Here is a 26,692-nt window from a genome sequence, read left to right as displayed (position 1 = left end):
AATCTCCCCTTGCAGTATATTTACATCGAGAAGTGAGGCTTCATTATATCGTAGAAAAATTCCAATGCGTAAAATCTATTGAGGTCATACGGTCTAGTGCAATAATAAGTGTTTCTTCATCCAAGGGGCAGCCAAGACAAACTCGTATACCAGAAGGCGAAGAAGCATCAGAAGCAACAGTTTCGGGGGGTGAGACCAAAACACCAGCTTCTTGAGCAAGCCTCACAAAGCGTTCCGCAGACGCATTGTCAGGTTGTGATAACCAAAGATGGTATCTTGGGGTGGACCAGTCTAAATCCGGAAATGTTGAGCCAAGTTTCTCGCGTGCGATTGACAGACGTGATCGAGCAGTAGAAATGCGAGATGTCACAATACTTTCAATCTCGCGTCGTTCAATCAACTGCATAACTAGCTCTGACATTATTGGTGGGTTCATCCAGCACGTCGCCCTCAAAGCAGCTTCAATTCCAGTCTTCATATGGTCAGGAAAAACGCAATATCCTACGCGCAACCCCGGTGCGACTGATTTTGAAAAGCTACTCACATAGTAAACTTTCTCTGGAAGTTTAGCTGCAAGAGGCGGAGGAGCATCCGGCTTTAAGAACCCATACACATCATCCTCAATTACGAGAATATCATTCTTGGCCACTACAGATAAAATTGCCTTACGTCGCTCCTCTGGCATTGTAATTCCCGTAGGATTTTGGAGTGTTGGCATTACATATAAAATGCGTGCATTGGTTAAAGAAATCGCCTTATCCAAGGCATCAGGCAAAAGCCCCTGCTCATCCATGTCGACACCGTGTACAGTTGCCCCTAAAAGGCCTGCAACTGATTTAATGCCTGCAAAAGTTGAACTTTCCGCCAAGATAGTATCACCAGGCCGAATCTTCCCCGAACAAATCGCCCATATCGCCTGCTGAGCACCTCCACTTAATGCGATCTGTTCTGGCGAAGGCCGTAAATTATCATGACTTGTTTCAGTAACCCATTCCGCAAGTATTCTGCGGCTTTTTTGTGGTCCAAGATGTACTCCATAACGTATCATCTGAGCCAGCTGAGCATCTCCCGAAATACTCCTCAATGCGTTGCCAATCTGATCAGCTTCTCTCAATGGTGGGGAAATGTTTAACGAGAGATCAATTTGATCAGAAGTATTCGTTGCGAAGTGACCACTTCCATCTCCGAAATAGTCCTCTTCTGCTAGAGCTTTGCGTGCATTGACAAAAGTTCCTCGCCCAACTTCTCCTGAAACCAATCCACGCTGTTTAGCAATTGAATAAGCACGAACCACTGTCCCAACACTGATACCCAGTTGAAAGGCCAACTCACGTTGCGGAGCCAGTGGTAAACCATCTTCAACTGCCCCGGAAGCGATATCCGCTTCAAGAGCACTTAAAATAGCTAAATATCTGGGCCCATCGGCCTTTAGGGTTTTGGGCAACCACATTGCTATAGTCCATTATAATCATTGCTTCATAGATCAATTTTGATCTAGCTTACGACTAAGAGCAACCCAATTCTGAAATCGGAAGGGCAAAAATGGTGCAATCAACAAATTCAATTGCGAACTTTTTCCTCAGTCATGACGAAGAAGACCCAGCGGTATCACCAGCATTACATCAATCATTGAATTATAAAATTGGTAGCCCTGAACGCTTCGAAATTATTTCGGGAGATATGTCGGCAGATCTGTACCAACGCTATGGTAATCCCAATAACAGATCGCTTTCGCAACTATTGGCCAAAGCTGAAGGAGCTGAAGAAGGTATGATCTTCGCGTCGGGAATGGCCTCTATCTCGACAACCATGATGGCTTTACTGAAAGTGGGCGATCATGTCGTAGCTCAAAAGTCACATTATATCGGTACTCATAAACTAACAAAAACTGTACTTCCAAGTTTCGGCGTTGAATCAACACTTGTCGATCAAACATCCGTAGAAGCATTCGAGCGAGCACTTCGACCTAATACCAAGCTTATTATGCTGGAAACGCCATCAAACCCGCTTTTAAAAATTACCGACCTAGAAGCAGTAGCGACATTGGCTCGTGACCGTAAAATTTTGACTTTTTGTGATAATACCTTTTCTACGCCATTCAATCAGAGACCGATTGAGCAGGGGGTAGATATCGTGATGCACAGTATTTCCAAATACATCGGCGGACACCATGATTTAGTATGTGGTGCAATCCTCACCAATCATGAGATCATGAAACGTATTTGGGATTACAACACAATAAACGGAGCAATTGGCTCCCCTTTTAACTCCTGGCTTGCCCTCCGTGGTTTGCGAACTCTGGAATTGCGAATTGCACGACACAATGAAAACGCCCAAGCACTGGCAGAAATGTTAGAAGACCATCCCCGAATTGAACAGGTATTTTATCCTGGTCTATCAAGTCATCCGCAACATCAACTGGCTCAAAAACAGATGGATGGCTATGGGGGATTGTTGAGCTTCACCATAAAAGGCGGACTTCAGGGCGGGCGTAATTTTATCGAAGCTCTCAAGATTCCTGAACTCGCCAGCAGTCTCGGGGGCATAACCTCTGTGGCAATCCAGCCTGCAGCTCTGTTTGGTAGCAGATTGACAGATGCCGAACTTAAAAATCAAGGATTGGAACCAGGAATGGTTCGTCTGGCTACAGGAATAGAACCCACAGAAAGTCTTCTGAGCGATGCAGATCAAGCCCTATCAAAAAGTGCTTAGAGGGTAATATCACTGACGTTGCCTTGCTGCCGATTTCTTTGAATATTCGGTGATAAATCTACAAGCCTATTTCAAGATACAACAAAAAATATGAAGAAGCCGGGTATTTATCCCTTATGTTTTTTAAAGGTACCTGCCCTTTAAATTTGTCAAAGGAAGCAATATCTTTCAGGTTCTCGAACAATTCAGTACAAGCAATATGTGATTCGACCTCCAAAATTGACCCCATAAAACAAACCAAAGCCCGACCGAAAGGTTGGGCTTTTTTATTCACAATGAAATCTGCTATTAAGCCACAACAGATTTCAAGAGGACTTTGTTAATGCATAATATCTCGGCCCTTTTATTTGATCTTGATGGCACAGTTTACCGAGGAACAGATGCTATTCCCGGCGCAAGTGAGTTCATTACCACATTGAAAGAACGTAACATTCCCTTTTTGTTTGTAACCAACCGTGGCAATAGACACCCTGCAGCCGTCGCAGATCAATTGGTATCTATGGGCATTCCCTGTACAGAAGATGATGTTCTCACCTCTGCACAGGCTGTTGCAACAGGACTAACCCCCGGAACAAAGATCTATTGTCTTGGGGAAGAACCGCTTAAAGAGACTCTCAAAAAAGCTGGTATGGTTATTGTGGATAGTACCACAGACCATGAAGCCGATGCCGTTGTCGTCAGCTATGACCGCAGTATCAACTATGAAAAATTAAGCAACGCCCTGCGATTTATCGATAGGGGCGCCCGCTTCATAGCAACCAATACAGACCGGTTGATTACGGTCGAAGATGGCACCTTGCCCGAAGCAGGACCATTGGTTGCTGCTGTTCAGGCCGCCACAAACAAAGAACCTGAAATTTTTGGAAAACCCGAAAAACCTATTATGGATGCGGCCTTGAAACGCATCGGAAAACCCGCTGATCAATGCGTAATTATCGGAGATAATCTATTCACTGATATTCTTGCCGGCCATAAAGCAGGGATGAAATCCATCCTGATTCTGACGGGTGTCGCCAACCGAAAAGACGGTGAGTACGCTGAACACAAACCAACATGGATTGCCGAAGACTACAAAGATCTCACCGACATTCTGTTCGGGTAATAAGAAAAGCCAGGCATAATCCCGGCTTCTCCATCATTCCAGCATACAATATCTAGTGCGCTTCACCCCAACTCCGCCCGACACCGGCATCTGCGGTAAGGGGTATTGAGAGCTTTAGCACAGGATCACAAGCGTTCTCCATAACAGAACGAACAACCTCAGAGGTCGCATCAACTTCTGCTTCAGGAACCTCAAAGATCAATTCATCATGCACCTGAAGCAGCATCTTTGCGCTTAAATCAGCATTGCCCAACGCAGCCGGCATTCTGATCATTGCCCGTTTGATGATATCTGCTGCTGTCCCTTGAATTGGCGCATTAATAGCTGCCCGTTCGCCAAAATTTTTGCGCATTGGATTTTTTTCATTGATCGACGGCACATGAATATGACGCCCAAACAATGTTTTCACAAAACCATGTTTGTGGGCAAATTCTTTGGTCTCTTCCATATAGCGTTTGATTCCCGGGAAACGTCCGAAATAAGCATCAATATAATCTTTGGCATCCTTTCGGGAAATCCCCAAACTCGCGGCCAGACCAAACGCAGACTGTCCATAGATAATACCAAAATTAATCGCCTTAGCCTGTCGGCGGATCATAGGGTCCATGCCCTCAATAGGCGTATCAAAAACCTGATGCGCTGTAATGGCGTGAATATCCTGACCATCAATAAAGGCCTGACGCAAAGCATCTTCTTTGGCAATTTCAGCAACAAGACGTAATTCAACCTGAGAATAATCTACAGAAAGCAGTTTATAGCCATCTTCAGCGATAAAGGCATCTCTGATCTTGCGCCCCTCTTCAGTGCGAACGGGAATGTTCTGCAGGTTTGGATCAGATGAAGATAGTCGCCCGGTTGATGCCACAGCCTGTGCATAGGATGTATGAACACGCCCCGTTTCGCTATTAATTTGATCCTGCAAGGCATCTGTATAGGTGCTTTTCAACTTGGAAAGCTGACGCCACTCCAAAACTTTGGTTGGCAAGGTATGTCCTTCGGCCGCAAGTCCTTCAAGAATGTCTGCTCCGGTACTGTAAGACCCGCTTTTACCTTTTTTACCACCGGGCAAACCAAGCTTGTCAAACAGGATTTCACCCAGTTGCTTGGGTGATCCAATGGTAAAGGGTTCACCCGCTATTTCATGAATCTCGGACTGTAAGTCAACCAGACGTTGGGCAAAATTATTGGAAAGGCGATGCAGAAAAGGGCGATCAGCCTTAATCCCGCGCTGCTCCATATCTGCCAACACCTTTACCAGAGGTCGCTCAATCGTCTCATAGACGGTTGTCATCTTCTCAGGAACCAGACGCGGCTTCAAAGCGGCATGAAGGCGATAGGTAATAAGAGCATCTTCCGCAGCATAATCCAGTGCTTTATCCAAAGGTACCTTATCAAAAGTAACCTGTGATTTACCTGTTCCGGCAACTTCCTTGAATTTAATTGTCGTATGATCCAGATGAAGCTCAGCCAGCTCGTCCATGCCGTGCCCGTGCATTCCACCTTCAAGCACATAAGATAACAACATCGTATCATCAACGGGTGAAACAGAAATTCCGTTTTGAGCAAAAATCACCATATCATACTTGATATTTTGCCCGATTTTGAGAACCGACGGATCTTCCAGCAACGGCTTCAAAAGTTCAACAGCACGCTCTTTCGGAATTTGCTTCGGACGATCCGCTGAACCGCCCAAAAGATCAAGCCCACCATCACCACTCTCAGAGATCGCAATATGATTCAATGGAATGTAACAGGCCTTGTTGCCGCCTGTGGACAAGCTAACGCCAACAAGATTAGCACTCATGGCATCCAGCGACGTCGTCTCTGTATCAACGGCGACAGTTCCCTTTAACTTGGCATCCGCAATCCACCTGACAAGTGCTTCTTCGTCTTGCACCAGTTCATATTCGGGATCTCCATCTTCAGATGCAGCTTCGTCAGCTACTTCCATCGGGGCATCCCCTAGCCGCTTTGACATTCTGGCTAAAAGAGACCGGAAAGCATTTACTTCCAAAAAGGGGCGCAGAACTTCTGCCACGGGTTCCCGGGTCGCAAAACCTTCCAGAGGAATTTCAACAGGCACATCCTGTTTAAGAGTCACCAACTGCTTGCTGATGCGCGCCATTTCTGCATTATCCTGCAATTTTTCCCGGCGTTTTGGTTGCTTGATCTCGCCTGCGCGCTCAAGCAAACTTTCCAGGTCTCCATATTCAGTGATCAACTGAGCGGCGGTTTTTATGCCAATACCGGGCACGCCCGGTACGTTATCAACGGAATCACCCGCTAAAGCCTGAACATCGACAACCTTGTTCGGTTGCACTCCGAATTTTTCAAAAACTTCATCCGGCCCAATTTTTTTATTCTTCATGGGATCCAGCATGGAAATGCCGGGTTCAACCAGTTGCATCAGGTCTTTATCTGATGACACAATGGTCACATCTATCCCCTGTTCCTTGGCCTGTCTTGCGTAAGTAGCAATTAAATCATCGGCTTCGAAGCCTTGCATTTCCACCTGTGGCAAGTTCAGAGCATCGGTTGCTTCTCTGATAAGGGCAAATTGTGGAATCAGATCTTCAGGTGCTTCAGGTCTATGAGATTTATACTCTTCATAGATCTCCATCCGGAAACTTTCCCGCCCGGCATCAAAGATGACCGCAATACCGTCTGCCTCCATATCGTCGCGCAATTTCAACAACATATTGGTGAATCCAAATACCGCATTAACAGGTGTTCCGTCAGGGCGAGTCATCGGAGGAATGCCAAAGAAAGCCCGGAAAATATATCCGGAACCATCCACGAGGTAGAGGTGCTTGAAAGGTACGTTATCAGTCATGCTGCACAGCATGCCCAAGCAGTCCGATTAAGTCGAGCAGGAATGACAGAAATGTATCTTAAAAACATAAAAAAATGCCTAGAGAAAATTTACGAGCAAACACCCAGAAAATTTTTCCGATTAAATCAGTTAATTTTTTTCAACACAGATGGAATAAAACCATAACCCGAGACGTTATCCCCACAGTTACACCAAGAATAAAAATAAATAATTCACTACGCACACGGGGAATACATGACTGAAAAACCATCAAAAAAACGGGCAAAAAACTCTGGAATTCCAAAACTTTTTGACCTCTATTCATCTGACCCGGCTGCCGCCGACTTCAAAATCTTCGGGCGCGTTCCGGATCAAAATCGTCGCGGTTTTCTAAAAGGTGCCGGCCTCGCCACAATGGGGGCCATGCTCGGAGCTTCTATTCCTTTCAGCAAAAACATGCCATCTGGCCTAATCCCGATTGCTCTTGCTGAGACAGGAGGTGTTATCGAAGGAAAAGACGGTTTGACGCTTCTCAATGATCGTCCTCTCAACGCTGAAACACCCCCACACCTTCTGGATGATGCAATAACCCCGGTAAATCGCCACTTCATCCGAAATAACGGCATTCCACCAGAAGACGTTGATTCCAATTCATGGACATTGACCATTGATGGTCTCGTCGACAAACCCATGAAGCTCACAATTGCTGATTTAAAAAGCAAATTTGAAGTTGTCACCAAAGCACTCGTCATCGAGTGTGGCGGAAATGGACGGGCTTATTTTAACCCGCCAGCAAAAGGCAACCAGTGGACACTGGGTGCCGTGGCTTGCTCTCAATGGACAGGTGTCCGTCTGAAAGATGTACTGGAAGCCGCTGGTGTTCAAAGCAGTGTGATCTATACAGCACATGAAGGGGCAGATTCTCATCTTTCCGGAGATCCTGAAAAGCTGCCTATTTCTCGCGGTGTTCCCATTGCCAAAGCAATGGACCCGAATATTCTGATCGCTTTCGAGCAAAACGGTGAGCCAATCCACCCCATGAACGGGGCGCCTTTGCGACTTGTTGTTCCGGGCTGGCCGGGATCCTGTTCTCAAAAATGGCTCACGCGCATCTGGCTAAGAGATCAGGTTCATGATGGCCCGAAAATGACAGGCAAAGCCTATCGGGTTCCAAACCATCCGGTTGCCCCCGGTGAAAAGGTTGATAAAAAAGATTTTGAGATTATCCAGCGTATGCCGGTTAAGTCTCTCATCACCTTCCCTCAATCCGGTGTGGAAACAGCAGACAAGAACATTACCGTCCGTGGTCATGCATGGTCCGGGGATCGGGATATCAGTTCCGTTAAAATCTCTATTGATTTCGGGGCAACATGGCAGGAAGCCAAATTGGACCAAGCGGCCAATACGGGTGCCTGGCAAAATTGGTCTGCTGCGGTCACATTACCGGAAAAGGGCTATTATGAAGTTTGGGCAAAAGCCACAGATTCAGAGGGAGAAAGCCAACCACATGCCATTGACTGGAATCCCAAAGGGTATCTGAACAATACAATGCACCGCATCGCTGTTCGGGTTTCTTAAGCTCCTCAAGTTCTTTTCCTCTGCACCCTGGCGATGGTTTTCATCGCCAGGGTAAGTCATGCAATCGCCATGAACATTTGATCTGTGGATATTTTGCCCTATGGATAATTATACGATGACGAAAACATCACTGCACCGCAGTGCTGCAACAGCTTTCCTATTAGTAGCGTCTCTTTTTACCTTTAATACTCCCAGCCTCGGACAAGATTCCGACGAAGATGAGTTTGAAGGACTTGTTGCAGGTCCCGGACAGGAAGAGGTTTTGATCTATTGTTCGGCCTGCCATTCGACCCGAATTGTGCAACAGCAAGGGCTTTCTCGGAATGAGTGGAAAGAAACACTGGAATGGATGGTCGAAGATCAGGGCATGAGCGAAATTGACGAACCTGATCTGACTTTAATTCTCGATTATCTCGCCAAAAACTATAACGTTGAGCGGCCTAACTTCCCTACAAACTAAGATATAAAATCATATTTGATGTTACGGGAAAAACATCCAAGATAAAGCCGGACAAACACTTGTTCGGCTTTATCTTTAATTATTGTTTGATGAGACAGCTTTCGAAAACTCAAACAAACTATACACAAGGTGTAGACTGTGCATAGACCTGCTGCATTGCGTACTGCGCTTCATCATTAGAAGAAGGAAGATTTCTTTCCCCCTCAAGCTTCAGATAAGTCGCAATAGAATCAAATCGCTTCCGTTCCATACCTGTTGCCAAAAGAGCAAAACGGAAACGCTCACCATTCCAGAAATCAGATATCAGTTTTTCTGGCCCGAGACGATCAGAAGAGCGCTCCTCAATCTCACTATCCACGCGCTTCTGATCATTTAGAAGTGGCGTTACCAACAGAGAAATCCGGCACCCTCGCAATCCCCGATAGTGCATAACAATTGCATCATCATGACCAAAAGTGCCGATAGACAAATCTACGAGATAAAGCTTGCTACCCGTAAGGTCTGGTGCTTGTAACGTGCCAGATGCAGCAGCCGCGATCAACGGCTTGTATTCAAGCTTTGATACAACAAAGCTTTGCCTGGACAGGTCTTTATGACGGTCTCGCGCCCAGTGCTCGAAATCAGGTGAAGAAAAATACCCCAACGGAAACACCACCACAAGTAAGACAATAATTGCAGCAATAGCAGATACACCGCCCGCGACCTGCCTGTACCCAACCGTTTTTCTTTCCTCTGTATCAGAAATCTGTTCATTCGAACTGGTCAAAGCACTCCCCGCCAGAGCGTTCTTTAAAACCACAAGCCTTGAAATTTCAGACGCAATTTCAGGGTCATTATCGGCACAGTTTTTTACCCACGCTTCTTGGGATGGAGATAATTCACCATCGACAAAAGCATTTAATATTTCCCAATCCGGACTTTCTCCGATCGGGCGATCCTTACTGGGCATAATTAATGGTACTCACGATCAACGGTATTCATTTGGGAACTGAACAATCTTTTCTTCCACCTCTTCTTCCAGCCTTTGTAACAGCGCTTGTCGTGCACGACTGATCCTGCTCATAACTGTACCCGGAGAAATATCCAGTAACTCGGCCACTTCCTTGTAACGTAACCCCAATATATCCACCAAAGCCAAAACCTCTCTATGATCTGCGGAGAGTTCTTCATAAGCCGTTCTGATTGCTATAGTATCTTCGAGATCAAGGGTTTGGTCACTAATCTCACTTACCCAACGTTTCTCCTGCGCAAAATATTCCCTGCGCACTGACTTTTTTCTTTGTTCGTCAAAGAAATGATTGCGAAGAACACGAAACAGCCAGGGCCGCAACTCATCCGCCGACTTCAATCGGGTGCCAGATTCAAACCCCCGCGCAATCGCTTCCTGTACCAGATCTTCTGCCAGATCCCGATCACCACAAAGGGCGATAGCATAGGCTTTCAAATCCGGAACCAGTTTTTCTATGCGTCGACGACTGCCGAAAAATGACCGTAACAAAGGCTTCCCTGACCAAAATCATCTTGAGACAAGATAAGTATCACTCTCTCTGATGCGTATTATTTACATGAAAAGATACAATAATAATAAGATCAGGTCCAAAACCTTATCCATTCTCTTCAGCCAGACGATCATAGATATGACTGTATTCTGCAATCTGTTCATCACAGAGAATAATTTCAAAACTTTCCGGATCCCAAAAAGCATTGGCTTCACCACAAGACATCAAACGTAAGGTGATTTCACGCGGCAAGTAGAAATTACCTTCAACGTAGCTTTCAAACTCGTCCAAGACACCATGTACATGCAACCATTCGCGATATCCCTTGTAGCGTGGGTCCGGTTTGTCTTCGACAATCACGATCCTGTCTGTACGAATACGATCTCCAAGCCAGTGTGACGCTAACATGTCATACCATTCATCAGTTTTTTCTTCGTACTCGCCAACACATTCCGACGTCACTAAATCAGCAACATCAAAGTCCGCAGGTAAATCCACATAGACATCAGGATCTGATCCGTAAACCATGCACAGGTGTTGCAAAAACCGCTCTGAATCCAGTGAATGCTCTCGTCCTTCACTGCTGGCGTCAAAGTCTTCATCCTCGCTCATGACCAACCAATAGAGGGCCGTTGCAAAAAGGTAATTATCAAGCTGAATTTCCCGCTCTTCTCTCAAGTTTCCTTCATTAAGTTCTTCGGTCAGGGCAATGATAGAGAAGTGATCAACTGCGTCCTCTTCCCTTTCACTCAGCCGTAGATTGTACATAGAAACAAAGGCGTGACCTGCCTCGTGATAAAGGGTCAGCAGAATATTTCCTGCGATAAACTCTTGTGCAGACAACTCTTCTTCATCCTGTGCCTGTAGCTGCGTAGATAACAAGATACTACAGCCAAGAATCCCAAGGATGAACACTCCAAGTATGCCCCTCCTGGACACAGAAATTTTCAAGCCATGCACTGTTCTATAAACATGCTTGGCTAAAGCTTCCAAACCCCACCACATAAGCGTCATCTCTTGCGAAACCTCATTCATAATCCTGCATGCAAAAGTATAAACCAACTTTCAAAAAACGAAAAAGGTCGAAATTGAGCTTCAGCATAACTTTTAAGGTATGAAGATTGCCTTGGTATCTGGCTAAATGAATATATTAATGAGGATCATGGTTTATTTAAAAACCGGGTCTTATCCTGACGAGTATGGATTATATCCTGCAGGTCGAGTTGCTCGTTTTTCCTGAGAAAATTCAACTGAATCCCTTCATGTTCCAGCAACCATTGCTTTCTGGCCACGCCACCAGCATAGCCCGTAAGCGTTCCATTGCTGCCAACAACCCTGTGACAAGGAAGAATGAGACTAATAGGGTTCCGACCATTTGCGCCACCGACTGCACGCACTCCCTTCGGGTTGTTCAATTTCTCGGCAATATCCATATAGGAAAGCGTTTCCCCAAAGGAAATCTTGGCTAAAATTGCCCAGACAGATTTTTGAAAATCAGTCCCCTGTGGATCAAGCGGCAAATCAAATTCTTTTCGCGAACCGTCAAAATAATCTTTAAGCTGCTGTTTGCAACAATCTGTGATGGAACTGGGCTGCACAGTTGTCCGTTCGGAACCACAAAAAATAACGTGCCGCACACCTTTTTCTGACGCTTTGATTTCCACCATGCCAAGAGGTGTTTCGATATAGTCAGTATACATTATAACTGGTTCCATAACTGTAAGGTTAGATAACTTCGCCAAGGGGCCGCCATATCAGAATTGATTGGTGTTGTATATTTTTGCAACGCGTTTTTCACCCCAAGATCACTATCGAGATAAACATCCGGGTCACTTTGCCCCCTCATGCGGACATAGCCAATTGTCCACGGTCCAATGCCCGACAACGTCTGCCAGTTAGAAAGATCATCCGGGGTATCATGTTCAAGATAATGTTGCGCCAGATTGTGCAGCGTTTGCTTCCGCGATATTGGAACTTTAAGAAAACCCAAATCGCTTTCAGCCAACTGCCTGGGTGTTGGGAAAATCTTGTTATCCCCCATAGAACTCCCCAATTCCTCAACCACAATCCTTGCCTGTTCACGCGCTGTCGCAACTGAAATCTGTTGCCCGAGAATAGCGCGAACACCCGCCTCAAAAGAAGACCATATACCCGGTAACCGCAGCCCGGATTTAAGTGGGAATGACGGACGAATACAGCCCTCGATATCTGATTCTATGGCTTGAATATCGACATCCATATCCAATACTCTGCGGATATTGGCGACCAGCGCTTTCAAATGAGAAAGATCATCCAGAGCAATCGTAATTACAAAGCGGTTTTTTGCTGAATCATGGCGTGCGGTAAAATGACCTTGGGAACCAAACCAGCTAAAGGTCCGCCCATAGCTTGTATCATCGCACCATTCCAGCTTACCTATAGCTCTCTTAGCCAAAAATCTCTGCATAGACGGCCAATCATAAGGAGGACGATAGTAAAAATTCAGCTGCAAGATGTTTGAAGCTGCTTGACCTTTTTTCCGCACTTGTGAAGGCGTCAATTTGAGATGTGTTTTAAAACAGTCATTAAAGCGTCTCAGACTCTTGAAACCACTCGCAAACGCGACCTGAATAATTGGCAGATTTGTCTGATGTAATAACTGTTTCGCAAAAAGACATTGTTGATAAAGCGCATAGGCTTTTGGCGAAATTCCAAAGCTTTTATCAAAAAGCCGCCTCAGATACCGATCTGTAATACCTAATTGATCAGCAAGTTGTTCAAGCGATCCATCTTGCAAAGCACCTTCGTCAATCAATCTGATTGCGCGGTCCAATGTCGCATTGGTTCCTTTCCACGCTGGTGAACCCGGTGCGCTGTCAGGACGACATCTCAAACAAGGCCTGAAACCAGCATTCGCCGCCTCTATCGCAGTAGGGTAATATAAGACGTTTTTTTCTTTCGGCGGATAGACCGGACAGATCGTACGGCAATAAATCCCTGTGGTTTTGACGGCCGTAAAAAATTTACCATCGAACCGGGGATCTCTGGATAATCGGGCTTTTTGGCAAACTTTTGAATCAAGCATAGGAATCTCTAGCGAACTAACGGGTGACATCCATCATCTTAAATTGCAACCCAAAGAATTCTGGCTAAAAACGGAACTGAACGCAAAAACAGTCAAAACCATCTTCAAAAGACAAAAAGCTTACTAGAGCGTACAGATGGACTTTAAATATAAATATCGGCTCTATTCATTGATTACGATTTTATCATTAACCGCGTACAAAAAACACGGCTCGCCTTTGGATTTAACTTCACAATAGCGGATCACTCTATCTTTTAAATCTTTGTGGGGCGCTGCCTCTTTAGAATAAGCAAAGGAGTCTGCACCATTGTTACTTACCGCATAAACAAATGTTAGTTCAGGATTCTTGATACTGATTCTACTTTGATAAACATCAAAGGCTTTTTGTTGACCTTCAGTGAGCTTGCCGTTGAAAATTACGATCTGTTCCTCAACTTTAGCCAAATCATCTATTCGAGGTCCGCTTTTATCCCATACAATCTTACCTCTGATATCATAAACTTTACAAACGATACCTTCAGGATTTAAGAAGCCGCCTGCCTTGTTTACACATGCGCCATTAGCATAATATTTTAGCTTGTTAGCTTCGCGACGACAGTCTCCATTTTCACAAACAAGCCCGTGCCAACTGGACGTTCCATCCGTGGACACAGAAAAAATCACGGGTTCATTTTCTAAATATCTTTGATAAGCAACTTCAATTTCCGGGCTTAATTCTATTGGCCCAGAACCCGTCAAATTAAGCTGTCTTTTATTACAGCCGGAAAGTGCAATGACTATTCCGACAATGATTATGATCATACGGAACATTATGCCCTCACTTGATGCTTTGCAGAAAATAAAAGCTCCACACCCGGAGCACAGAACTTTTAAGGCATGGAGCTTTTGAATATATCTTGACCGGAAAGTTTTAGTGACCGCTTCCGCCGCCCGCACCTTCCTTTAAAATAAAATGCTTGCTGCAATAAGGGCAGGTGATTTCGTTCTTCCCATTCATGTTGAGATAAACGAGTGGGTGTCCTTCGGGACCACTGCCGCCATCACAGGCAACAACGTTGGTTTCAACCTCTTGCGTTTCAGTAACGGCCATAACTCTTTCCTGACTTCACCCCTTGACTTCGAACTGAATAGCAAATTTTCCTTGCGATCTTCAGCCCACTTTTTCATGGGGGACTTTATTATTGAGACAATAGTCACTATGTAATGATGCTGAAATTCTTTTACCGTCCAGACAGGAAAGTTTCCAGCCTCTTTTTCCAACGGCTTCCTTTTCCCCGCCGGACAACAATTTAAACCATTCTAAACCTTTTAAGGTAAACAGCCTTTTAAGACGGACAGATAGTACATATTATGCCTGACGATCACAGTTACGCCCAAACAAGCAACACGCCCCCACAAAACAGCTTGGGGCAAAACAACCCGGCACAGTCTGAAGCTCCAGACTTTGCAGATAAGGATACAACAGATAAGGATCCATCTGGCATGCCCACTTACGCCGTTGAACTCGAAGGTCTGACCAAGGTCTATCAAGCCGCCGGAAAAAACGCCGAAGAAAAACGAGCCCTGAGTTCTGTTGACCTTAAAATCCCGCGTGGCAGTATTTTTGGCCTTTTGGGACCAAACGGTGCCGGAAAATCGACCCTGATCAATATTCTGGCTGGCCTCGTCAACAAAACCAGTGGCTCTACCAAGATCTGGGGCCATGACATTGTGGACGAGATGCGTCCGGCGCGTATGTCTATTGGTGTGGTGCCACAAGAACTGAACTTTGATCCCTTCTTCACGCCCTTGGAACTACTGGAACTTCAGGCCGGCCTTTATGGCGTTCCCAAAAGTGAGCGCCGTAGCGAAGAAATCCTGGATGTCATGGGCCTCGCCGACAAGGCAAAAACCTATACCCGTAGCCTGTCCGGCGGGATGAAACGCCGCTTGATGGTTGGTAAAGCCATGGTGCACAATCCCCCCGTTCTCGTTCTTGATGAGCCGACCGCAGGCGTGGATATCGAACTTCGTCAACAGCTTTGGGCCTATGTACGTGAACTCAACAAACGCGGTACCACAATTCTGCTGACCACACACTATCTGGAAGAAGCCGAAGAGCTTTGTGATGAAATAGCAATCATCAACCACGGACAGGTCATTGCCTGTGATACCACCGAAGCCTTGCTTGCACGTATCGAAAGCAAAACGCTAACCCTTACCCTTAGCGAAGATCTTGATAATTTGCCCGGCAGCTTTACGGCTTTCCACGTAGAACAGAAGTCAGCCCGTGAGCTAACTTTCACTTACAAATCCGATGATGGACAGCTCGCAGAAATCCTCAAAGCCGCACATGCTGCGGGTCTTTCCATTCTGGATCTGACAACGGATCAGGGGGATCTGGAAGATATCTTCCTGCAACTGACCCGCGGGGCGCACAACGCCACTGCCTAATGTGATTTCACACGTAACATAAGTTTACGAGGGGGAAGGTTTCCTTCCCCCTTACCCCCCAAATCTATTTTTTGTCTTTAGGTCTCTAAATTATCAAAACTGATTTCTTGCCTTAAGCCTTGAGAAATCAAAAGCTTCCTCTATACCTTTTACCCTTTAATCAGACTGGCAATTTATAGTCATTAAAGTTAACTTTTACGCAAGGCGTGAAGAGAGAAGTGTAGAAAGACGATGAAACAACCCATGAAATACTGGGAGCAAGAGCTAGTTTTAGCGGCTATGAAGGTTAAAATGTTTGGTGTATGTGGAGTTTTAAATAACAGGTTTTGGCGCTCTCTTCTTTTGTGCTTATTTCTAATGACCACATTCGCCGCCTGTACGCCGCGCCTTGGCCCCGCTGGTAAACTGACACAAGCCGCAGAACTCACAGACGATTATCTTATTACAGATGATGGCCTGCAGCTCCCATTGAGAAGCTGGCTGCCCGAGGATAAACCCTCTGCTATCATTCTCGGCCTGCATGGCTTTAATGACTATTCCAATGCCTTTGATGGTCCCGGGACCTTTTGGCAAGACGCAGGCATTGCCACCTATGCCTATGATCAACGCGGGTTTGGGGCGGCCCCTCATCCCGGCTTGTGGGGTGGACACAAACGCATGACATCAGATCTGCGTACCGCCGCCAAACTCTTGCGTCAACGACATCCCGATACACCCCTCTATGTGCTCGGGATCAGCATGGGCGGTGCAGTGGCTATGGCTGCTTTGGAAGAAAGAAACAGATCTGAGCAAAGTGTTTCATCTCCTATCGATAACACCACTCTGGTCGATAACACCAATCTGGATATAGACGGCGTTATCCTCTCCGCCCCCGCCGTATGGGCTAGAAAAACCATGCCGTGGTATCAGCGCGCGTCGCTGTGGCTTGTCGCCCACACCACACCATGGGCAAGCTTTACCGGCAGCGGTTTGAAAATACAGGCTTCGGACAATATCCCCATGTTAATCGGCCTTGGCAAAGATCCCCTCGTGATCAAAAGCACTCGGATTGATAGTGTCTATGGCCTGACGGACTTGATGGATGCCGCCTATGGTTCGCCCGACAGCCTGACCCTTCCCGCGCTTTTGCTCTATGGCGAAAAGGATGAAGTCGTGCCATGGCACCCAACGCGCGATGTCTGGAAACGATTGCCAAATGGCATTTCTGGACCACAAAAGGCAGTCCTCTACCCGGAAGGGTGGCACATGCTGTTGCGGGATTTACAGGCCGAAGCTGTTCTTGCCGATATCGCAAGCTGGGTCAATGACCGGGCAACGCCTTTACCATCGGGCGCCGATCTCAACGCACAACAGAAACTGGATCAGGAAGACCTGAAACAGGAAGCAAAAAGAGATTGAACTATAACGAAAGAGAACGTTTACGCTTCGTCTTCTTCAGGCAAATGATATCTACGGATGACCGGATATTGGCTAAAGATAAAGAGTACCATCAGACCCATTGACCCCAGAACTTTGAAATTCACCCAGAAATCATTGGATTGTGTGCGCCAGACAATTTCGTTCAACACTGCCATACCGAGAAAGTAAAAACCGAAGCGGATGGTCAGAATGCGCCAGCCCTCATCGGTCATGTTCCATGCTTTTTGCATCAAAGGTTTGATCAACGGACGTTTGAAAATAAACAGGCCACCGAAAAGAACCACGGCAAAGATAGTCTGAATAATGGTCGGCTTCATCTTGATAAAGGTCTCGTCATTCAGGTAAACCGTCAGGCCACCAAAAATCATCACCACAGCAGCCGTAATAAGGGGAAGCTTTGGAATCTTGCCATCGTAATAGAGCGAGAAAGCAATACCGATCACCGTTGTGATCATCAGCCCCACAGTCGCGGCAATCAGCTGAGTTGTGTTCTGCAAAAGCTCATGCGGGAAGGCGGCGACAATACGATCAAAACCATAATAGATCCCCATAAAGATCAGAATTGGACCATATTCAATTGCAGGCCCCATCCAATTTGGTTTTTGACGCATCATTCCTAACTCCCTTTTTATTCTGATACGTCACCACCACGGCAACCTCAGAACATCAAACCAGTGATAAAATGTCTTCTATCAGAAGCAGTCATCTTATCACATTCAAAAATTCGTCGCCCAACAAGCCACAAAGGACAGGTCAAACACAAGAAAAAAGCACTGCAGCCAGTACCTTCTACCACAAATCATAAATCCTGAGCCTAGAACACTCTGTATATAATCCTTTTCATACTCATCGTTCCCGCGACTTACGTCCAATAAAAGTCCCGGATAAGAAATAAAGCGCCCGCGATTGCCAAAGCCAAACTAATATAAGCTTCTTAGTATCAACACTTGCTTTAAACCCTCCGGCCCCAGCTGGAAGAGGTCCAATCACAAACTTCCCTCTCTTAACCAGTACTCATTAATCATCCCGGTAAGTTATATATTTCGGCAGATCGTCATCCAAATCATAATAATCACCCTTTGTTGAGACATAGATATGGCTGGATGTCCGAATCTCCGTATTCCCATCAATTGTTCCACTCATGATACCCATTTTATCCCGACCATCTTGATCCCAAAATAAACTGGCCCCACAATTGGCGCAAAAACCCCGTCGGGCACGCTTGGAAGATTGGTACCACTTCAGGGCTTTATCAACAGTAATGTTAAAATCATCTTTGGAAACTGCTGTTGCTGATACGAAGTGACCACTGGTTTTACGACATTGAGTACAGTGACATGCTATGGAATCACGCAATGTTCCAGTAATCTCAAATTGTACATCACCACAAAGGCATGATCCCGTTTTTTATCCATATCAATTGCCCCCTAATACAGGCTTTTCCGATATCGCTCTTCCATAGATGCATCGTACGCATCAGCATCAAGTCCCTCTGCGATATGATCCGCAAGAATTTTTCCCATGGATGGCAAACTTTTGCGATCTACCTGCTTTTCAGGATTCCAGATTTCCGAGCGCATAATTGATTTTGCACAGTGGATATAAGCTTCATGAACCGTCACAACAAAAGCACAACGAGGCTCTTTTCCATCCACAGACAGGTCTTTTAAAAGTTTCGGCTCAACAGAAATTTGAACTTCACCATTGATCCGAAGCGTTTCTTTGACGCCCGGTATCATGAAAAGAAGACCAACTTGGGGATTTTCAACAAGGTTAATCAAGCTATCAATACGGTTGTTGCCCGGGCGATCAGGTATAGCCAGTTGAGTGTCGCTCAAGACCTTTACAAAACCAGGTGCATCACCCTTGGGAGAACAGTCTGCCCCCGTTTTGGGACTACTGGTTGCCATCGTCAAAAAAGGGCAATTTGCAATAAAGGTTCGGCAGTGTTTATCCAAATGAGGCAAAACTTTTTTGTCTGCCCGCGGGCTCCGTTCACCGTAGATTTTCTTTAAATCATCAATACTGGCAATAATATGTGACATGAGTATCCCAAACCCTATTGAAACTGCGGAACGCAGAAGAACAACCAAACTCCAGCAAAAACAACCTCATATTCAGAGTAATTTTGCTGTCCCTGTTGCAGGTTTAAAGGATCTTATCTTATTTACATAAGCTTTCAATCAACATCTTTCATAGAAAAATCAATCACTAAAACCAACCTGTGGCAACATGCCAATACATATTGCCACAGGCGATCAAATTAAGGTTTTACGATTTCAGTTTGCGAAATTCGGGAACAGAAAGTCCCCCAATTCCCCAGTCATCAAGAGCAACCTCATCAATAACAACAAAAGTTGTCGCAGGATTTTTGTGAAGCACTTTTTCCAGAAGCTCCGTTACTCCCTTGATCAATTCTGCTTTTTGTTCTGAGCTTGGACCTGTTCCTTCTGGTCCACCTTCTTTCGTAACCTTGATATTTACATACGGCATTTGGATCTCCACTGGTTTAAGCTGATGCTTTGGGAATGTAAGAGAAAACTTTTGACATGATCTGCCAACGACCGTCGTCATAAACAAGAGTCAGAAAATCCAGATAATCACGTCCCATCATGGTCATGGTTGCCTTCACAAAAGCCATCCGATCACCACCAAATTCGATTGAATTGATAACATCTTCTCGAACTTGCCCTGTGCCCGCCGGGGGAGTGCGTTGATCAACTCTCGCAAAATAATCCGGTATTGCGTAGTTCATGTAATCCCCGTCTTTGGCATTCACGTAACGGGCATCAGGATGAAATGCCTTTGCCAAAATTGTGCTATCTGCCTGGTAAAGACCCTCAAAATAGTTCTCAAGCACACCAATAATGCTGCTAATGTCTTCCTCTCTAACCATCAGCCAAGCAACCCCTCTGCACGCATGGCAGCCTGTGACGATGGTCGTTTTGCAACACGTTCAACAAAAGCTGCAACATTTGGCCACTTCGCAAGTTCAACTCCAACAAAGTTTGACCAGTTACTGACAACAAACATATAAGCATCAGCTACAGAGAATTGATCACCAAGAAGATAATCCCTGCCATCACTCAAGAGATCGTTCAGGTAATCGAACTTTGTTCCAACATTCACAATAGCCGCCTGCTTTTCCCCGTCAGTAGAAGAAGCCGAAAACAAAGGGCCAAAAGCCTTGTGAAGCTCTGCACTGGTATAGTTCAAATATTCCTGCAAACGAGCTGTAGCAACTGTTCCTACTTCGGGAACAAGCCCCTTTTCTGGATATTGACCAGCTATATATTGCAGAATGGACGCACCTTCTGTCAGAACTTCGCCTGTTTCCAATTCCAGAGCAGGCACATAACCTTTGCTATTGATCGCTTTATAGTCTTGGCCAGATTTGGTTAAGCCTGCATCCGTGTCGACTTCTTCAATCTCAAACGTTGCTCCGACTTCGTGTAAAATAATGTGCGAAGCAAGAGGGCAGGCGCCGGGCTTATAGAATAGTTTCATGATCTTTCCTTTATCAATCAATGTGAATTAACTGAAAGAAAGATAAGAAAGAAAACAATCAAAATATAATATTGTTTATTCAATATAATGATCTATTGTTATGATCATTATTTGTAAATTCAGGAATTTTCTGAAAACATGACGCATGAGCAACTGGTTGTTTTACAGGCAATTGTCACAACGGGAACATTTCGAGCCGCCGCGGAACGACTGAATAAATCCCAATCAGCCATCAGTCATATGCTCAAAAAATTGGAAGAAGAAATTGGTATTGTTCTTTTATCACGAGAAGAATATCGCCCTAAACTGACAGCTCAAGGCAAAGTATTCTATCGTCATGCAACCCGTGTACTTCAACAAATGCAACAATTGGGAAGTGTTGCGAAGAACCTTACAGCGAAGCAAGAAGCTGAAGTATTCTTAGCTGTCACAGCAACATACCCTTTAAAGCCTTTATTAAACGTTATCCGTGAAGCAACCGAGGCTTATCCGGCAACACATATTCATTTGTCACGAGAAAGCATGAGCGGGCCTATCGAGCGACTGCTTCAGGGCGATGCTGATATTATAGTTGCTACAACTGATGGTGCCCCGATGGATCAAGTAGAAGCAGTTTCCTTCGCATCTGTAAAAATTATCCCCGTTGCCCATCCAGACTATGAGCCAGCACAAAACACGGAGATGAATTCAATAAGTGAAATGCAAAGCTACATACAGGTTGTCGTCGCTGATAGTGGGAGTGGTAAACAACCCCAAAGCCGCGACCTGTTACCAGGGGGCCTGCGCTGGACTGTTTCAGACTTTGCTGCAAAAAAAGATATTATTCTGGAAAAAATGGGATGGGGTGGTCTTCCTGAACATTTAGTCAAAGATGAAATCGATTCAGGGAAGCTCGTCCCTCTCAATGTTGAAGGGTATCCTCCGCGGCAATCCCACCTCTTTCAAATGCGCGCACGCAATCGAAACACTGGCATCGTCGCTCAATTCATCTGGGAACGCTTAACTGCTGCGTAAAGTCCCGGAAACTGAGGAAAGCTATGTAATAGAACTTGCCTAACCCTGCAGAAACGATCTTATTGTCTCTAGGTCGGATAAAAACAATTACTTTAGCGCTGCAATCATATCACCCGGGAAATCGGTAATGATGCTTTCCACGCCCATAGCAATCAATTCAACACCGCGATCAACTTCATTAACAGTATAGGCCGCTGTTGCATAACCCGCCTGTTTGATTTCCTTGGCCAGCTCAGGCGTATACATCTTATGCCACAAGTGTATTGCCGAACACTCCAAACGCTTTGCATTTTCCTGCCAACCCGTCATGTCATCATAGAGCAACAGGCCTCTGGGATGGTCTGGTACAAGATTTCTTACAACTTCCAGTGATTTCAGCTTAAATGAACTGAACAGCGGCTTATCCAGATGCTTCGGCCAGATTTTGTTCAAAAGCTCAACCACCTTGCGAGAAGTTTCCTCTTCTTCACCATCAGAAGGCTTCAGCTCGATGTTAGGGTGTAAATCGTGTTCAATATGGAACAGCAAAAATTCTTCCAGCGAAGGTATTTTCTCTCCCCGATATTGCTCATCAAACCAGGCGCCTGCCTCAAATTCTCTGAGCTCGGCAAAGCTGTGATCTTTGACGAGTTCGTCAATACCTGACGTCCGCTTTAAATCCTGATCATGATAGATAATGGGGATACCATCTTTTGACAGCTTCACATCAGATTCAGTCCAGCCTACCCCTTGATTAAAAGCTTCACGCAGACTTGCCATTGTGTTTTCAGGTCGAACACCTTTAGCCCCTCTGTGGGCTTGTACTTTAGGCAGTTTAACCAGCGGAGTGGCATTTGCCATACTCCATCTCCCATTACTTAATCATACTGAATTGACATAAAAAACGGACAACCTTTTTACAAGATCGTCCGTTTTTTTAATACCCGCTTTTCATGACAGGTCAATTACCAGTTTACATAGTACAGTAGGTCCAGTTTATAACTGGCCTCTGAACCGGCCAGAAGACTTATTCTTCGTCTCCCTGACCTTCAAGATCTTCACCGGTTTCCTGATCTACACGTTTCATGGAAAGTTTAACCTTACCACCGCGCTCGATACCGATACATTTGACCTTGACCATGTCACCTTCATTTACAACATCAGTCACTTTGCCCACACGACGGTTTTCCAGTTCAGAAATATGAACAAGTCCGTCACGGGCACCCATGAAGTTCACGAAAGCACCGAAGTCAACACAACGAACAACTTTACCGTCGTAAACAACGCCAACTTCTGGCTCAGCAACAATTGACTTGATCCAGTCAACAGCAGCATCGCCTGCTTCTTTATCAACAGCAGCAACCTTGATTGTACCATCATCTTCGATATCAATCTTCGCACCCGTTTCTTCAGTGATTTCGCGGATAACTTTACCGCCAGTACCAATAACTTCGCGGATTTTATCTTTTGGAATGCTGAATGTTGTGATCCGAGGTGCATTTTCTGAAACACCTTCACGTCCAGAAGTAATGGCTTTCGCCATTTCGCCCAGAATATGAAGACGACCTTCATGAGCCTGTTCCAGAGCAACCTTCATGATTTCCTGTGTGATGGACGTGATTTTGATGTCCATCTGCAGGGCAGTCACACCATTTTCGGTACCAGCAACTTTAAAGTCCATATCCCCAAGGTGATCTTCATCACCAAGGATGTCAGAAAGAACAGCGAAATCATCACCTTCTTTAATCAAACCCATTGCGATACCGGCAACTGGTGATTTCAGTGGAACACCTGCGTCCATCAACGCAAGGGAAGAACCACAAACTGTCGCCATAGAAGAAGAACCGTTGGATTCTGTAATTTCAGAAACCACACGCATTGTGTATGGGAAATCTTCTTTAGCAGGCAGCAATGGGTGAATCGCGCGCCATGCAAGCTTACCATGACCAATTTCACGACGCCCAGGACCACGCAGGAAGCCTGCTTCACCAACAGAATATGGCGGGAAGTTATAGTGCAGCATAAAATGCTCACGATAGCTGCCTTCAAGCTGATCAATGATCTGCTCATCTTGCCCCGTCCCCAAGGTAGAAGTCACAAGTGCCTGTGTTTCACCGCGAGTAAAGAGTGAAGAACCATGTGTAAGCGGCAGCTTGCCAACTTCGGCAATAATCGGGCGAATCTGTTTGGTATTACGACCATCAATACGCATGCTTGTTTTCAGGATGCTGCCACGAACGACTTCTGCTTCAAGCTTCTTGAATAAACCGCCGGCAATCGCAGCTTCATCTTCTTCCAGGCCTTCCAAGGCAGCTTCTTTAACTGCAGCAATATTTGCCTGACGCTGTAATTTTTCCTGCTCACCGTAAGCTTCCGAGAACTTATCAAGAATACCACCAGCAATCAGCTTTTCTTTCACAACAGCAACAGCAGGATCAACAGGTGCAAGCTCACGAGGATCTTTCGCACACTCTTCAGCCAGCTCGATAATTGCGTTGATGACAGGCATCATCTGTTCATGGCCATAAGCAACAGCACCGAGCATAACTTCTTCGGATAGTTCTTTTGCTTCTGATTCAACCATCAACACACCTTCGTGTGTACCGGCCAGAACAAGATCAAGATCCATGTTCTCATAATCTTGCATCAATGGGTTCAGAACGTATTCACCGTTCTCGTAACCAACACGACAGCCACCAATTGGACCAAGAAATGGAAGGCCAGAGATTGTCAGCGCTGCAGAAGCACCAACCATAGCAATGATATCTGGATCATTTTCTAGATCGTGACTGATAACAGTACAGATGACCTGGGTTTCATTCAGGTATCCGTCCGCAAAAAGTGGGCGAAGCGGACGGTCAATCAGGCGGGAAACCAGGGTTTCTTTTTCAGATGGACGTGCTTCACGTTTGAAGAAGCCACCAGGTATCTTACCCGCAGCATAGGTTTTTTCCTGATAGTTTACTGTCAACGGGAAAAAATCCTGACCAGGCTTTACGCTACGTGCACCAACTGCTGTACACAGAACAACAGTGTCACCGTAAGTTGCCAAAACAGCACCGTCGGCCTGACGTGCAATCTGGCCTGTTTCCAGCTTAAGGGTACGACCACCCCATTCAATTTCTTTAGTGTAGATGTTAAACATCAGTTTTCCTTATTATGACGGGCCGGTTTCTTTTATTTTGCCGGGCCTACGAAAGCTGTCCATTCAGTTGAACAGCTTACGCAGGACCGGCGCAGACCTGACATTGCCCCGACCCCCGAAACAATATCAAATAGCTATCAAGTTCATGGCCCAGTTCATGGGATAGCGAGAAAATCTCTCTTATTCCAATCCTTGGTTAGTCCTTGAATAGACGTACACCCGGCCAACAGGAATGATATTCACTGTGGACCGGGTGTTACATGAAACTTCCTTTGCCTTAGCGGCGAAGGCCGAGACGTTTAACCAGAGCTTCATAACGACCCTGATTTTTCTTTTTGGTATAATCCAGCAGACGACGACGCTGACCAACAAGACCTAGAAGACCACGACGGGAGTGGAAATCCTTTTTATGATCCTTAAGATGTTCAGTCAGGTTGTTGATACGCTCAGATAGAATAGCTACCTGTACTTCTGGAGAACCAGTATCACCTTCAACAGTTGCGAACTCTTTGATGAGTTCCTGCTTGCGCTCAGCCGTAATCGACATCGCTTTTCCTTCTTTAAAAGCTATCTAGGAAAACCCTAGAGATTTAAAACACGTACTGATCTCACCTCGCCTTTTTCAAATCGGACCAGTGCAACGGGTGTTCCCTTTTCTGTTGCCAGAAAAACATCCCCGTTCACAAGATCCCCAATCCGGTCAAGATCATGGCGGCTTATCATCGATAATGCCTGACCCTGACGAAGGCGGGTTGCTTCAGTTTCTGATAAGGCCAACGCCGAGATGTCGTCCAGCGCGGTCTCTACCGGGAGCAAAAGCTCATCGGCAGCGGGACTATGCCCGATCTCTTCAAGAGTTTCCAGTGAAATCGCATGTTCCAGAGTAAAGGGTCCTACGCGTGTACGTCGTAGCTCGATAACATGAGCACAGGTCCCCAGTGCCTTGGCAAGGTCACGCCCCAGAGAACGAATATAAGTTCCCTTGCCACAATCGACCTCAAACTCGGCTTCATCTTCACTCCGCATGTCGATTAAATCGAACCGATCAACATGTACAATACGGGATTTAAGCTCGAATTCTTCGTCACCATCGCGGGCAAGATCGTAGGCCCTTTTTCCATCAACTTTAATTGCGGAATAACGCGGTGGCACTTGTTCTACATTGCCAACAAAATTTGTAAGAGCTTGAAGTATATCTTCTTTTACAGGGCGCACAGGGCTGGTTTCGATAACTTCGCCCTCTCGATCTTCCGTAGAAGTCGCTTCCCCCCACTTAACAGCAAAACGATAGGTTTTGCGACCATTCATTGCATAGGAGACTGTTTTTGTTGCCTCACCAAATGCCAGAGGAAGCAAGCCACTGGCCAAGGGGTCAAGTGTGCCACCATGCCCAACTTTTTGAGCATTAAGAGCTCGCCTTGCCTTACCGACAAGCTGTGTAGAAGAAATTCCAAGAGGCTTATCAAGTATCAACCAACCATGGATTGGCAGGCCTTTTTTCTTACGGGCCATTAGCTGTCCGCTTCGTCATCCTCGTCGTGCGACTCCACATAGGAGTCGTCATCGTGATGCAGATCCTGTTGAACACTTTCACTCTGCAACAGCGTGTTAATTTTAGCAGCTTCATCAAATGAAGTATCAGGCTCAAAACCAATCCGAGGACAGCTTCTCAATCGTAACATATGGCTTAATTCACGGCGGAAAAAACCATTCGCTTTGTTCAAAGATTTTGTTACCGCTTCTAGATCGGCTCCACCCAAGGGTACAACAAAAGCGGTCGCATTCTTCAAATCAGGGCTAATGCGTACCTCTGAGATCGTAATGATAACGCCTTCAAGGTGAGGATCGTTAAAACTGGTCCGGCTTAGAATCTCTGACATTGCGTGGCGAATTTCTTCGCCCACGCGCAACTGTCTTTGGCTACGGGGTGTACCGCTACGGTTTTTCGTATTGGAACTCATATCATCC

At 45.7% G+C, this 26,692-nt stretch carries 27 protein-coding genes; 7 read left to right on the top strand and 20 right to left on the bottom strand.

All coding sequences use genetic code 11. From position 1 onward, the window contains the following. Nucleotides 1-43: 43 nt before the first annotated feature. A complete protein-coding gene (locus D9A03_RS17320; protein WP_120498448.1) occupies nt 44-1,450 on the bottom strand; it encodes a PLP-dependent aminotransferase family protein in 1,407 nt (468 codons plus the stop codon). A 92-nt stretch (nt 1,451-1,542) separates the two neighbouring features. Here D9A03_RS17320 and D9A03_RS17315 point away from each other — a divergent pair, with 92 nt between their 5' ends. Next, nucleotides 1,543-2,712, top strand: coding sequence for a PLP-dependent aspartate aminotransferase family protein (locus D9A03_RS17315; protein WP_120498447.1), 1,170 nt, complete (start codon nt 1,543-1,545; stop codon nt 2,710-2,712). 322 nt (nt 2,713-3,034) lie between these two features. Next, nucleotides 3,035-3,814 (top strand): HAD-IIA family hydrolase, encoded by a 780-nt coding sequence (locus D9A03_RS17305; protein WP_120498445.1) that lies wholly within the window; start codon nt 3,035-3,037, stop codon nt 3,812-3,814. A gap of 52 nt (nt 3,815-3,866) precedes the next feature. On the opposite strand, the gene polA is transcribed toward D9A03_RS17305, so the two are convergent. After that, nucleotides 3,867-6,647: a DNA polymerase I gene (gene polA / locus D9A03_RS17300; protein ID WP_120498444.1), complete on the bottom strand. Its 2,781-nt coding sequence runs from the start codon at nt 6,645-6,647 to the stop codon at nt 3,867-3,869. A gap of 234 nt (nt 6,648-6,881) precedes the next feature. Here polA and D9A03_RS17295 point away from each other — a divergent pair, with 234 nt between their 5' ends. After that, nucleotides 6,882-8,204: a molybdopterin-dependent oxidoreductase gene (locus D9A03_RS17295; RefSeq protein WP_120498443.1), complete on the top strand. Its 1,323-nt coding sequence runs from the start codon at nt 6,882-6,884 to the stop codon at nt 8,202-8,204. A 115-nt stretch (nt 8,205-8,319) separates the two neighbouring features. Further along, entirely contained in the window at nt 8,320-8,664 is a 345-nt protein-coding gene (locus D9A03_RS17290) for a hypothetical protein (RefSeq protein ID WP_120498442.1), read from the top strand. A 118-nt stretch (nt 8,665-8,782) separates the two neighbouring features. Here D9A03_RS17290 and D9A03_RS17285 read toward each other — a convergent pair whose 3' ends face one another. The 7 genes from D9A03_RS17285 to D9A03_RS17255 form a co-directional block, all read right to left on the bottom strand. Beyond that, nucleotides 8,783-9,613 (bottom strand): hypothetical protein, encoded by an 831-nt coding sequence (locus tag D9A03_RS17285; RefSeq protein WP_120498441.1) that lies wholly within the window; start codon nt 9,611-9,613, stop codon nt 8,783-8,785. A gap of 18 nt (nt 9,614-9,631) precedes the next feature. Next, nucleotides 9,632-10,162, bottom strand: a complete 531-nt coding sequence (locus D9A03_RS17280; RefSeq protein WP_120498440.1) for an RNA polymerase sigma factor — start codon at nt 10,160-10,162, stop codon at nt 9,632-9,634. 106 nt (nt 10,163-10,268) lie between these two features. Next, nucleotides 10,269-11,078 carry a DUF4344 domain-containing metallopeptidase gene (locus D9A03_RS17275; RefSeq protein WP_162938221.1) on the bottom strand — a complete coding sequence of 270 codons (810 nt, stop codon included), beginning with the start codon at nt 11,076-11,078 and terminating at the stop codon, nt 10,269-10,271. 245 nt (nt 11,079-11,323) lie between these two features. Continuing rightward, entirely contained in the window at nt 11,324-11,863 is a 540-nt protein-coding gene (locus D9A03_RS17270; protein WP_120498438.1) for a methylated-DNA--[protein]-cysteine S-methyltransferase, read from the bottom strand. Next, nucleotides 11,863-13,227, bottom strand: coding sequence for a DNA-3-methyladenine glycosylase 2 family protein (locus D9A03_RS17265; RefSeq protein WP_120498437.1), 1,365 nt, complete (start codon nt 13,225-13,227; stop codon nt 11,863-11,865). Before D9A03_RS17265 ends, D9A03_RS17270 begins: the two co-directional genes overlap by 1 nt. Nucleotides 13,228-13,389: 162 nt before the next feature. Then, on the bottom strand, nt 13,390-14,037 hold the full coding sequence (locus D9A03_RS17260) for a hypothetical protein (RefSeq protein ID WP_120498436.1): 648 nt from the start codon (nt 14,035-14,037) through the stop codon (nt 13,390-13,392). Between the two features lie 100 nt (nt 14,038-14,137). After that, complete coding sequence (locus D9A03_RS17255) at nt 14,138-14,317, bottom strand: zinc-finger domain-containing protein (RefSeq protein ID WP_120498435.1); 180 nt, start codon at nt 14,315-14,317, stop codon at nt 14,138-14,140. Between the two features lie 260 nt (nt 14,318-14,577). Between D9A03_RS17255 and D9A03_RS17250 the strand changes: the two genes are divergently transcribed. After that, nucleotides 14,578-15,660, top strand: a complete 1,083-nt coding sequence (locus D9A03_RS17250) for an ABC transporter ATP-binding protein (RefSeq protein WP_216825520.1) — start codon at nt 14,578-14,580, stop codon at nt 15,658-15,660. Between the two features lie 357 nt (nt 15,661-16,017). Further along, a complete protein-coding gene (locus D9A03_RS17245) occupies nt 16,018-17,058 on the top strand; it encodes an alpha/beta hydrolase (protein WP_254055081.1) in 1,041 nt (346 codons plus the stop codon). A 20-nt stretch (nt 17,059-17,078) separates the two neighbouring features. On the opposite strand, the gene D9A03_RS17240 is transcribed toward D9A03_RS17245, so the two are convergent. The 6 genes from D9A03_RS17240 to gstA all read right to left on the bottom strand — a co-directional run bounded on the left by D9A03_RS17240 (nt 17,079) and on the right by gstA (nt 20,586). Next, the gene (locus tag D9A03_RS17240; RefSeq protein ID WP_120498434.1) at nt 17,079-17,693 is read right to left on the bottom strand and encodes a septation protein A; all 615 of its coding nucleotides are present in this window, start codon (nt 17,691-17,693) and stop codon (nt 17,079-17,081) included. A gap of 403 nt (nt 17,694-18,096) precedes the next feature. Continuing rightward, a complete protein-coding gene (locus D9A03_RS17235; RefSeq protein ID WP_254055080.1) occupies nt 18,097-18,435 on the bottom strand; it encodes a GFA family protein in 339 nt (112 codons plus the stop codon). Nucleotides 18,436-18,506: 71 nt separating this feature from the next. Beyond that, the gene (locus D9A03_RS17230; RefSeq protein WP_120498432.1) at nt 18,507-19,124 is read right to left on the bottom strand and encodes a pyridoxamine 5'-phosphate oxidase family protein; all 618 of its coding nucleotides are present in this window, start codon (nt 19,122-19,124) and stop codon (nt 18,507-18,509) included. A 226-nt stretch (nt 19,125-19,350) separates the two neighbouring features. Continuing rightward, a complete protein-coding gene (locus tag D9A03_RS17225) occupies nt 19,351-19,572 on the bottom strand; it encodes a 4-oxalocrotonate tautomerase family protein (protein ID WP_120498431.1) in 222 nt (73 codons plus the stop codon). A 16-nt stretch (nt 19,573-19,588) separates the two neighbouring features. Next, nucleotides 19,589-19,975 carry a nuclear transport factor 2 family protein gene (locus D9A03_RS17220; RefSeq protein WP_120498430.1) on the bottom strand — a complete coding sequence of 129 codons (387 nt, stop codon included), beginning with the start codon at nt 19,973-19,975 and terminating at the stop codon, nt 19,589-19,591. Continuing rightward, nucleotides 19,975-20,586, bottom strand: a complete 612-nt coding sequence (gstA, locus tag D9A03_RS17215) for a glutathione transferase GstA (RefSeq protein ID WP_120498429.1) — start codon at nt 20,584-20,586, stop codon at nt 19,975-19,977. The genes D9A03_RS17220 and gstA overlap by 1 nt, the downstream gene beginning before the upstream one ends. A gap of 138 nt (nt 20,587-20,724) precedes the next feature. Here gstA and D9A03_RS17210 point away from each other — a divergent pair, with 138 nt between their 5' ends. Further along, on the top strand, nt 20,725-21,600 hold the full coding sequence (locus tag D9A03_RS17210) for a LysR family transcriptional regulator (RefSeq protein WP_120498428.1): 876 nt from the start codon (nt 20,725-20,727) through the stop codon (nt 21,598-21,600). 87 nt (nt 21,601-21,687) lie between these two features. On the opposite strand, the gene D9A03_RS17205 is transcribed toward D9A03_RS17210, so the two are convergent. The 5 genes from D9A03_RS17205 to rbfA all read right to left on the bottom strand — a co-directional run bounded on the left by D9A03_RS17205 (nt 21,688) and on the right by rbfA (nt 26,685). Then, a complete protein-coding gene (locus D9A03_RS17205; protein WP_120498427.1) occupies nt 21,688-22,440 on the bottom strand; it encodes a glycerophosphodiester phosphodiesterase family protein in 753 nt (250 codons plus the stop codon). A gap of 166 nt (nt 22,441-22,606) precedes the next feature. Next, complete coding sequence (gene pnp / locus D9A03_RS17200) at nt 22,607-24,724, bottom strand: polyribonucleotide nucleotidyltransferase (protein ID WP_120498426.1); 2,118 nt, start codon at nt 24,722-24,724, stop codon at nt 22,607-22,609. Nucleotides 24,725-25,001: 277 nt separating this feature from the next. Beyond that, a complete protein-coding gene (gene rpsO, locus D9A03_RS17195) occupies nt 25,002-25,271 on the bottom strand; it encodes a 30S ribosomal protein S15 (protein WP_120498425.1) in 270 nt (89 codons plus the stop codon). Nucleotides 25,272-25,306: 35 nt separating this feature from the next. Further along, nucleotides 25,307-26,236 carry a tRNA pseudouridine(55) synthase TruB gene (gene truB, locus D9A03_RS17190; protein WP_120498424.1) on the bottom strand — a complete coding sequence of 310 codons (930 nt, stop codon included), beginning with the start codon at nt 26,234-26,236 and terminating at the stop codon, nt 25,307-25,309. Beyond that, entirely contained in the window at nt 26,236-26,685 is a 450-nt protein-coding gene (gene rbfA / locus D9A03_RS17185) for a 30S ribosome-binding factor RbfA (protein WP_120498423.1), read from the bottom strand. The genes truB and rbfA overlap by 1 nt, the downstream gene beginning before the upstream one ends. Between the last annotated feature and the right edge of the window lie 7 nt (nt 26,686-26,692).

Source organism: Kiloniella sp. EL199 (assembly GCF_900313065.1).
In the GTDB taxonomy this organism is placed as follows: Bacteria; Pseudomonadota; Alphaproteobacteria; order Kiloniellales; family Kiloniellaceae; genus Kiloniella.
The sequence above is the reverse complement of the archived record's forward strand: the minus strand, read 5'-3'. Positions and strand labels throughout refer to the sequence as shown.